Annotated in this window: 10 protein-coding genes; 2 read left to right on the top strand and 8 right to left on the bottom strand. The window is 70.3% G+C overall.

Annotation, left to right across the window (positions count from 1 at the left end):
* Positions 1-42 precede the first annotated feature (42 nt).
* The 8 genes from ACFU6K_RS21570 to ACFU6K_RS21535 are packed head-to-tail and all read right to left on the bottom strand — an operon-like array spanning position 43 to position 6832.
* Positions 43-420: a metal-sulfur cluster assembly factor gene (locus tag ACFU6K_RS21570; protein ID WP_380665342.1), complete on the bottom strand. Its 378-nt coding sequence runs from the start codon at positions 418-420 to the stop codon at positions 43-45.
* A 21-nt stretch (positions 421-441) separates the two neighbouring features.
* Positions 442-894 carry a Fe-S cluster assembly sulfur transfer protein SufU gene (sufU, locus tag ACFU6K_RS21565; RefSeq protein WP_380665340.1) on the bottom strand — a complete coding sequence of 151 codons (453 nt, stop codon included), beginning with the start codon at positions 892-894 and terminating at the stop codon, positions 442-444.
* A 13-nt stretch (positions 895-907) separates the two neighbouring features.
* Positions 908-2167 (bottom strand): cysteine desulfurase, encoded by a 1260-nt coding sequence (locus ACFU6K_RS21560; RefSeq protein ID WP_380665338.1) that lies wholly within the window; start codon positions 2165-2167, stop codon positions 908-910.
* Complete coding sequence (gene sufC / locus ACFU6K_RS21555) at positions 2164-2928, bottom strand: Fe-S cluster assembly ATPase SufC (protein ID WP_074001667.1); 765 nt, start codon at positions 2926-2928, stop codon at positions 2164-2166. Before sufC ends, ACFU6K_RS21560 begins: the two co-directional genes overlap by 4 nt.
* 6 nt (positions 2929-2934) lie before the next feature.
* Positions 2935-3252, bottom strand: a complete 318-nt coding sequence (locus ACFU6K_RS21550; protein WP_063349526.1) for a bifunctional 3-phenylpropionate/cinnamic acid dioxygenase ferredoxin subunit — start codon at positions 3250-3252, stop codon at positions 2935-2937.
* A gap of 5 nt (positions 3253-3257) precedes the next feature.
* Positions 3258-4487: a Fe-S cluster assembly protein SufD gene (sufD, locus tag ACFU6K_RS21545; protein WP_380665336.1), complete on the bottom strand. Its 1230-nt coding sequence runs from the start codon at positions 4485-4487 to the stop codon at positions 3258-3260.
* Positions 4488-4541: 54 nt separating this feature from the next.
* The gene (gene sufB, locus ACFU6K_RS21540; protein ID WP_049650590.1) at positions 4542-5957 is read right to left on the bottom strand and encodes a Fe-S cluster assembly protein SufB; all 1416 of its coding nucleotides are present in this window, start codon (positions 5955-5957) and stop codon (positions 4542-4544) included.
* Positions 5958-6007: 50 nt separating this feature from the next.
* On the bottom strand, positions 6008-6832 hold the full coding sequence (locus ACFU6K_RS21535) for a helix-turn-helix transcriptional regulator (protein ID WP_380665333.1): 825 nt from the start codon (positions 6830-6832) through the stop codon (positions 6008-6010).
* Positions 6833-6986: 154 nt separating this feature from the next.
* On the opposite strand from ACFU6K_RS21535, the gene ACFU6K_RS21530 reads away from it, so the two are divergent.
* Together ACFU6K_RS21530 and ACFU6K_RS21525 are read left to right on the top strand one after the other, a co-directional pair.
* Complete coding sequence (locus ACFU6K_RS21530) at positions 6987-7913, top strand: ABC transporter ATP-binding protein (protein WP_380665331.1); 927 nt, start codon at positions 6987-6989, stop codon at positions 7911-7913.
* 20 nt (positions 7914-7933) lie between these two features.
* Positions 7934-8710 carry an ABC transporter permease gene (locus tag ACFU6K_RS21525; protein WP_380665343.1) on the top strand — a complete coding sequence of 259 codons (777 nt, stop codon included), beginning with the start codon at positions 7934-7936 and terminating at the stop codon, positions 8708-8710.
* Positions 8711-8730 lie beyond the last annotated feature (20 nt).

Here is an 8730-nt window from a genome sequence, read left to right as displayed (position 1 = left end):
CCCCAAGGGTTCGCGCGGCAGCGGCGTACCGTACGGCAGACCTCAGACGTTGAAGCCCAACGCCCGCAGCTGGTCGCGCCCGTCGTCGGTGATCTTGTCGGGGCCCCACGGCGGCATCCAGACCCAGTTGATGCGCAGGTCCTGCACCAGGCCGTCGGTGGCCGTCTTGGCCTGGTCCTCGATGACGTCGGTCAGCGGGCAGGCCGCCGAGGTGAGCGTCATGTCGATGGTGGCCACGTCGGACTCGTCGATGTGGATGCCGTAGATCAGGCCCAGGTTGACGACGTCGATGCCCAGTTCGGGGTCGACGACGTCCATCAGGGCCTCGGTCAGGTCCTCGACCGAGACCGTGCCGGCGGTGGTGCCGACGATGACGGTGCCGGTCTGCTCCTCCGCAGTGGGGGGGGTTTCGTCACTCATGGTCTTGTCCTCCTCTGCGGGTCAGTCGTTCACGGCGGGGTTCTGGGCGAGCGCCTGGGCGGTGGCGTCCTTCCAGGCCATCCAGCTGAGCAGCGCGCACTTGACCCGGGCCGGGTACTTGGAGACGCCGGCGAACGCGATCGCGTCCTCCAGCACGTCCTCGTCGCCCTCGCCCTGGCCCTTGCTCTGCATCAGCTCCAGGAAGGCCTCCTGGATCGCCTGCGCCTCGCCCACGCTCTTGCCGACCACCAGGTCGTTCAGCACCGAGGCACTGGCCTGGCTGATCGAACAGCCCTGGGACTCGTACGAGACGTCGGTGACGGTGGAGCCGTCGAGCTTCACCCGCAGGGTGATCTCGTCGCCGCACGTCGGGTTGACGTGGTGCACCTCGGCGTCGCCGTCCCGCAGACCCTTGCCGTGGGGGTGCTTGTAGTGGTCCAGGATGACGTCCTGGTACATGGAGTCGAGCTTCATGAGGTCCTGCCCGTCAGCCGAAGAAGTTCCGGACGTGGTGCAGGCCGTCGATCAGCGCGTCGACCTCGCCCGGCGTCGAGTACAGATAGAACGACGCCCGCGTGGTCGCCGGAATTCCGTACCGCAGGCACACCGGCCGCGCGCAGTGGTGGCCGACGCGCACGGCGATGCCCTGCTCGTCCAGCACCTGGCCCACGTCGTGCGGGTGGATGTCGCCGAGGGTGAAGGAGATCGCGGCACCGCGGTCCACGGCCGTGCGCGGGCCGATGATCCGCAGGTCCGGGACCTCCAGCAGCCGCTCGACGGCGTACTCGGTGATCGCGTGCTCGTGCGCCGCGATCTTCTCCATGCCGATGCCCTGGAGGTAGTCGATGGCCGCGCCGAGCCCGACCGCCTGGGCGATCGGCGGGGTGCCGGCCTCGAACTTGTGGGGCGCCGGGGCGTAGGTGGACGAGCCCATGGTGACGGTCTCGATCATCTCGCCGCCGCCGAGGAACGGCGGGAGGTCCTCCAGCAGCTCGTGCCGGCCCCAGAGCACGCCGATGCCGGTCGGCGCCAGCATCTTGTGCCCGGTGAAGGCGACGAAGTCGGCCTCCAGCGCCTGCACGTCCAGCACCATGTGCGGCGCGGCCTGCGAGGCGTCGATGACGACCAGCGCGCCGACCGACTGGGCCTTGCGGACGATCGCCTCGACCGGGTTGATCGTGCCCAGCAGGTTGGAGACCAGGGTGAAGGAGACCACCTTGGTCTTCTCGGTGATCAGCTCGTCGATGTTCGACAGGTCGAGCCGGCCCTCGTCGGTCAGCCCGAACCACTTGAGCTTCGCACCGGTGCGCTGCGAGAGCAGCTGCCACGGGACGATGTTGGAGTGGTGCTCCATCTCCGTGATGACGATCTCGGAGTCGGCGTCCACCCGGTACGGCTCGTCGGCCCAACCGAGCATGTTGGCAACGAGGTTGAGCGACTCCGAGGCGTTCTTGGTGAAGATCACCTCGTTGCGGCTCGGCGCGTTGACGAACGCCGCGACCTTGTCCCGGGCGCCCTCGTACAGCGCCGTGGCCTCCTCGGCGAGCACGTGCACGCCGCGGTGGACGTTGGCGTTGTGCCGCTCGTAGTAGGCGTTCAGCGCCTCCAGCACCTGGCGCGGCTTCTGCGAGGTCGCCGCGTTGTCCAGGTAGACCAGCGGCTTGTCGTCGTGCAGCACCCGCTGGAGGACCGGGAAGTCCTTGCGGATCGCGTCGGTGTCGAGCAGTCCCGTAAACGGATGCGTCACTCGGACGCGCCCCCCTTCACATACGCCTCGTAGCCCTCGTTCTCCAGCTTGTCGGCGAGCTCGGCGCCGCCGGACTCGACGATGCGGCCGCCCGCGAAGACGTGGACGTGGTCGGGCTTGATGTACCGCAGGATGCGGGTGTAGTGGGTCACCAGCAGGGTGCCGACCTCGCCGGTCGAGCGGACCCGGTTGATGCCCTCGGAGACGATCCGCAGCGCGTCGACGTCCAGGCCGGAGTCGGTCTCGTCGAGGATCGCGATCTTCGGCTTGAGCAGCTCCAGCTGGAGGATCTCGTGGCGCTTCTTCTCGCCGCCGGAGAAGCCCTCGTTGACGTTGCGCTCGGCGAAGGCCGGGTCCATCTGGAGGGCGGCCATCGCCTCCTTGACCTCCTTCACCCACAGCCGCAGCTTGGGGGCCTCGCCGCGGACGGCGGTGGCGGCGGTGCGCAGGAAGTTGCTGACCGAGACGCCCGGGACCTCGACCGGGTACTGCATGGCCAGGAAGACGCCGGCCTTGGCGCGCTCGTCGACGGACATCTCCAGGACGTCCTCGCCGTCGAGCAGCACCGAGCCGCCGGTGACGGTGTACTTGGGGTGGCCGGCCAGCGAGTAGGCGAGGGTGGACTTGCCCGAGCCGTTCGGACCCATGATGGCGTGGGTCTCGCCCTGCTTCACGGTCAGGTCCACGCCCTTCAGGATCTCGCGCGGGCCGTTCTCGGCGTCCACGGAGACGTGCAGGTCGCGGATTTCAAGGGTTGCCATGTGTACTCAGGACTCCTGGTTGACGGAGACGAGCACATCGTCCCCTTCGATCTTTACGGGGTAGACAGCGACCGGCTTGGTGGCGGGCAGGCCGGACGGCTTGCCGGTGCGCAGGTCGAAGCTGGAGCCGTGCAGCCAGCACTCGATCATGCAGTCCTCGACCTCGCCCTCGGAGAGCGAGACGTTCGCGTGCGAGCAGGTGTCGTTGATCGCGAACACCCCCTCGTCGGTGCGGACGACGGAGACCGGCACGCCGTTGAGGTCCACGCGCTTGGGAACGTCCTCCTGGAGGTCGCTCAGCGCGCAGGCACGGAGGAAGGTCATCGGGCTCAGACCGCCGATTCCAGCTCGGCGTCGATCTTCTCCATGAGCTGGTCCTGGACCTCGGCCACGCCGATCTGCTGGAGCAGCTCGGCGAAGAAGCCGCGCACCACCAGGCGGCGGGCCTCGTCGGCCGGGATGCCGCGGGCCTGCAGGTAGAACAGCTGCTCGTCGTCGAAGCGGCCGGTCGCCGAGGCGTGGCCGGCGCCGACGATCTCGCCGGTCTCGATCTCCAGGTTCGGGATCGAGTCGACCCGGGCGCCGTCGGTGAGCACCAGGTTCCGGTTGAGCTCGTAGGTGTCGGTGCCGAGCGCGGCGGCGCGGATCAGCACGTCGCCGACCCAGACCGCGTGGGCGTCCTGGCCCTGGAGCGCGCCCTTGTACGCCACGTTCGACCGGCAGTGCGGCGTGTCGTGGTCGACCACCAGGCGGTGCTCCAGGTGCTGGCCGGCGTCGGCAAAGTAGAGGCCGAACAGCTCGGCCTCGCCGCCGGGGCCGGCGTAGTTGACCCGCGGGTGCAGCCGGACCAGGTCGCCGCCGAAGGTGACGACCACGGACTTGTAGGAGGCGTCCCGGCCGACCAGCGCGTTGTGCTGGGCGACGTGGACGGCGTCGCGCTCCCAGTCCTGGACGGAGACGAAGGTGAGCTTGGCGCCCTCGCCGACCAGCAGCTCGACGTTGGCGGCCCGGGTCCCGGTGCCCGCGTGGTTGAGCACCACGACGGCCTCGGCGAACGGCTTGACGTCGATCACCACGTGGGCGAAGCGGACCCCGCCCTCGCCGCGCACGTCGATCCGGACCGGCTCGGTCAGCACCGACTCCTTGGGGACGGTGACGACCAGGGCCTGGTCGAAGGCGCTGAACGCCTGCGCGGCGACCCGGTCGACCGGCGTGCCGGCCTTGCCCAGGCGGGCGTCGTCGCGGCCGACGGTCTCGGCGGTGACGCCGTCCGGCAGCGTGAACTCGACCTTGTCCTCGCCCCGCTCGGCAGCGGCGGCGGTGCCGTCGTGCAGCCCGGCGAGGCGGTGCAGCGGGGTGAACCGCCAGTCCTCCTCGCGGCCGGTGGGCACCGGGAAGTCGTTCACGTCGAAGGACGGCTTGACCGCGACGCGCGCGTCGATCGGCTGCTGGACCGTGGTGCGGCCGGTGCCGGGGCCGGCGAGCTGCGCGCCCGCGCCGGCCGTGCCGACCTCGATCGAACCGGCGGTGGTGGAGCCGGTGGTGTTCTGCTCAGCCATGGCTGTTCGTAGTGCTCTCTTCCTCGGAAATGAGTGGACGGCGGCGGCCGGAGGTCAGCCGACCGCGCCCTCCATCTGCAGCTCGATCAGCCGGTTGAGCTCCAGCGCGTACTCCATCGGCAGCTCGCGCGCGATCGGCTCGACGAAGCCCCGGACGATCATCGCCATCGCCTCGAACTCGGTCATGCCGCGGCTCATCAGGTAGAAGAGCTGGTCCTCGCTGACCTTGGAGACGGTCGCCTCGTGGCCCATGGACACGTCGTCCTCGCGGACGTCCACGTACGGGTAGGTGTCCGAACGGGAGATGGTGTCCACCAGCAGCGCGTCGCACAGCACGTTGGACTTGGCGCCCTTGGAGCCCTCGCCGATCTCGATCAGACCGCGGTAGGAGGTCCGGCCGCCGCCGCGCGCCACCGACTTGGAGACGATGTTGGACGAGGTGTTCGGCGCCATGTGCACCATCTTGGCGCCGGCGTCCTGGTGCTGGCCCTCGCCCGCGAAGGCGATCGAGAGGGTCTCGCCCTTGGCGTGCTCGCCCATCAGGTAGACGGCCGGGTACTTCATGGTGACCTTGGAGCCGATGTTGCCGTCGACCCACTCCATGGTCGCGCCCTCGTACGCCACGGCACGCTTGGTGACCAGGTTGTAGACGTTGTTCGACCAGTTCTGGATGGTCGTGTAGCGGCAGCGGCCGCCCTTCTTGACGATGATCTCCACGACCGCCGAGTGCAGCGAGTCGGAGGAGTAGATCGGGGCGGTGCAGCCCTCGACGTAGTGGACGTAGGCGTCCTCGTCGACGATGATCAGCGTCCGCTCGAACTGGCCCATGTTCTCGGTGTTGATCCGGAAGTAGGCCTGGAGCGGGATGTCCACGTGCACGCCCTTCGGCACGTAGATGAACGAGCCGCCGGACCACACGGCCGTGTTCAGCGCGGCGAACTTGTTGTCGCCGGCCGGGATCACCGTGCCGAAGTACTCCTTGAAGATCTCCGGGTGCTCGCGCAGCGCGGTGTCGGTGTCCAGGAAGATGACGCCCTGCTCCTCCAGGTCCTCGCGGATCTGGTGGTAGACGACCTCGGACTCGTACTGGGCGGCGACGCCGGCGACCAGGCGCTGCTTCTCCGCCTCCGGGATGCCGAGCTTGTCGTAGGTCGCCTTGATGTCCGCCGGCAGGTCCTCCCAGGACTCGGCCTGCTTCTCGGTGGAGCGGACGAAGTACTTGATGTTGTCGAAGTCGATGCCGGTGAGGTCGGAGCCCCAGGTCGGCATGGGCTTCTTGCCGAACAGCTTCAGGCCCTTGAGCCGCAGGTTCAGCATCCACTCGGACTCGTTCTTCTTCGCCGAGATGTCGCGGACGACGTCCTCGCTGAGCCCGCGCTTGGCCGCGGCACCGGCGGTGTCCGGGTCGGCCCAGCCGTACTCGTAATTGCCGAGGCCTTCGAGCTCGGGGTGCGAAACGGTGTCAGTCATGCGAGCTTCCTAACGCGCGGACGCTGAATCTTCGGTGGACGCAGAATTTTTCATGTACTGGCAGTCGGCACCGCATCGGAGCCGCGTCCCGCCGGGGGCTGGGCGGGCGACGATGCGGCACCGGATGCCGGCACATAGGTGGTGCAGACCCCGTCGCCGTGGGCGATCGTGGCCAGCCGTTGCACATGGGTGCCCAGGAGCTGGGAGAAGACCTCGGTCTCCGCCTCGCAGAGCTGCGGGAACTGCTCGGCGATGTGCGCGACCGGGCAGTGGTGCTGGCAGAGCTGGGCGCCCGCCGGGGCCTTGGCCGCGGCCGACGGGACACGCCGCACCGTGGCAGCGTACCCGTCCGCACTGAGCGCCTGGGCCAGCGCCTCGGGGCGCTCTCCGGCGGCGGCCAGGCGCAGGGCCTCCAGGTACTTCTCGGCCTGTTTGCCGAACCGGGCGCGGGCGAAGGCGGCGACCGCCTCCTCGCCCGCCTTGCCGCCGCCCACCGAGTCCGCGATCCAGCGCAGCGCGTCGGCGGCGAGCTGGTCGTACGCCTGGTAGAAGGCGTCCCGGCCGGCGTCGGTGAGGGCGAAGACCTTGGCCGGACGGCCCCGGCCGCGGCTGCCGTAGACCCGCTGTTCGCGGGACTCGACCAGACCGGTGGCGACCAGACCGTCGAGGTGGCGGCGGACGGCGGCGGCGGTGAGGCCGAGCCGGTTCGCCAGGTCGGCGGCGGAGGACGGGCCGTGGTCCAGGATCGACCGCGCGACCCGGTCCCGGGTGGCCCGGTGGCCCTCCAGCAGCACCTCGGCCGCCGTCACGGGCACGTCGCAGGAGGAGGCCGACTCGGCCTCCCGCTGCTGGGCGTGCTCGCGCATGTTTTTCACAACACCAGTGTTGCGTAATTACTTCCGTCGGGACAAGCCGTGACCCAGGCCTCACCGGTGTCATCTGTCACGCAGGTTAGCCTTACCTGACCTGGGAAAATGATCACCGAGCCGCCGTCCGGCCGGCCCGTCAGGCACTCTTACACTCGCCGGTATGCACTCCGAACCCGCGGTCCAGATCGCCGGGCTGATCAAACGCTACGGCGACAAGCTGGCGGTGGACGGCCTCGACCTCACCATCCCGGCCGGCGCGATCACCGCCGTCCTCGGCCCCAACGGCGCCGGCAAGACCACCACCATCGAGACCTGCGAGGGGTACCGCCGTCCGGACGACGGCACCGTCCGCGTCCTCGGCCTCGACCCGGTCGCCCAGAGCGCCGCGCTGCGGCCCCGGATCGGCGTCATGCTGCAGTCCGGCGGCGTGTACGCGGGCGCGCGCGCCGTCGAGATGCTGCGGCACACCGCCAAGCTGCACGCCCACCCGCTGGACGTGGACGCCCTGGTCGAACGCCTCGGCCTCGGCTCCTGCGGCCGCACCACCTACCGCCGGCTGTCCGGCGGCCAGCAGCAGCGGCTCGCCCTCGCGATGGCCGTGGTCGGCCGCCCCGAGCTGGTCTTCCTGGACGAGCCCACCGCGGGCCTCGACCCGCAGGCCCGCCGGGCCACCTGGGAGCTGGTGCGCGACCTGCGCCGGGACGGCGTCACCGTGGTCGTCACCACCCACCACATGGACGAGGCCGAGCAGCTCGCCGACCGGGTCGCCATCATCGACCGCGGCAGGGTGATCGCCGACGGCACCACCGAGGAGCTGTGCCGCGGCGGCGCCGAGAGCGCGCTGCACTTCGACGGCCCGCCCGGCCTCGACCTCGGCCCGCTGCTCAAGGAGCTGCCCGAGGGCGCCTCCGCCACCGAGACCGCCCCCGGCAGCTACCGCGTCGAGGCGCCCGTCGACCCCCAGCTGGTGGCCGCCGTCACCGGCTGGTGCGCGGCCTCCGGCATCCTGCCCGAACGGCTGTCCGTCCAGCGCCGCAGCCTGGAGGACGTCTTCCTCGACCTGACCGGACGGGAGCTCCGCTCATGAGCGAACGCAGTGAGGGAACCATGAGCGCCGCCACGACGGACTACTCCCCCAAGCCGGGCCCCGCGCCCGTCGGCCGGATGCTGCTCGCCCAGACCGCCTTCGAGACCCGGATGCTGCTGCGCAACGGTGAGCAGCTGCTGCTCACCGTGGTCATCCCGACCGTGCTGCTGGTGCTGTTCTCCGCCGTGGACATCGTCGCGGTCGAGGGCCCCGGCAAGCGGGTCGACTTCCTGGCCCCCGGCCTGCTCGCGCTGGCCGTGATGTCCACCGCCTTCACCGGCCAGGCCATCGCCACCGGCTTCGAGCGCCGCTACGGCGTGCTGAAGCGGCTCGGCGCCAGCCCGCTGCCGCGCTGGGCGCTGCTGACCGCCAAGACCGGCTGCGTCCTGGTGACGGAGGCGCTGCAGGTCGCGCTGCTGTCGGTGATCGCCCTGGCCCTCGGCTGGTCCCCGCAGGGCAACCCGCTGACGGTCGCCGCGCTGCTGGTCCTCGGCACCGCCGCCTTCTCCGGGCTCGGCCTGCTGATGGCCGGCACCCTGAAGGCCGAGGCCACCCTGGCCGGCGCCAACCTGGTGTTCATCCTGCTGCTGCTCGCCGGCGGGGTGATCGTGCCGCTGAGCAGGTTCCCCGACGCGGTGCGCTCGGTGCTGGAGCTGCTGCCGATCTCGGCGCTCTCGGACGGCCTGCGGTCGGTGCTCCAGGCCGGCGCCGGGGTGCCGTGGGCGGACCTCGGCATCCTGGCCGGCTGGTCGGTGCTCGGCCTGGCCGCGGCCGCCCGCTTCTTCCGCTGGGAGTGACCGGCGGGAACAACGCACAA

The sequence above is a fragment of the Kitasatospora sp. NPDC057512 genome (assembly GCF_042802135.1).
Classification (GTDB): domain Bacteria; phylum Actinomycetota; class Actinomycetes; order Streptomycetales; family Streptomycetaceae; genus Kitasatospora.
The sequence above is the reverse complement of the archived record's forward strand: the minus strand, read 5'-3'. Positions and strand labels throughout refer to the sequence as shown.

Bases quoted from the DNA above. Each gene is read 5' to 3' on its own strand.
- ACFU6K_RS21570 (WP_380665342.1), bottom strand. From the start codon at position 420: ATGAGTGACGAAACCCCCCCCACTGCGGAGGAGCAGACCGGCACCGTC.
- sufU (WP_380665340.1), bottom strand. From the start codon at position 894: ATGAAGCTCGACTCCATGTACCAGGACGTCATCCTGGACCACTACAAG.
- sufC (WP_074001667.1), bottom strand. From the start codon at position 2,928: ATGGCAACCCTTGAAATCCGCGACCTGCACGTCTCCGTGGACGCCGAG.
- ACFU6K_RS21550 (WP_063349526.1), bottom strand. From the start codon at position 3,252: ATGACCTTCCTCCGTGCCTGCGCGCTGAGCGACCTCCAGGAGGACGTT.
- sufD (WP_380665336.1), bottom strand. From the start codon at position 4,487: ATGGCTGAGCAGAACACCACCGGCTCCACCACCGCCGGTTCGATCGAG.
- sufB (WP_049650590.1), bottom strand. From the start codon at position 5,957: ATGACTGACACCGTTTCGCACCCCGAGCTCGAAGGCCTCGGCAATTAC.
- ACFU6K_RS21530 (WP_380665331.1), top strand. From the start codon at position 6,987: ATGCACTCCGAACCCGCGGTCCAGATCGCCGGGCTGATCAAACGCTAC.
- ACFU6K_RS21525 (WP_380665343.1), top strand. From the start codon at position 7,934: ATGAGCGCCGCCACGACGGACTACTCCCCCAAGCCGGGCCCCGCGCCC.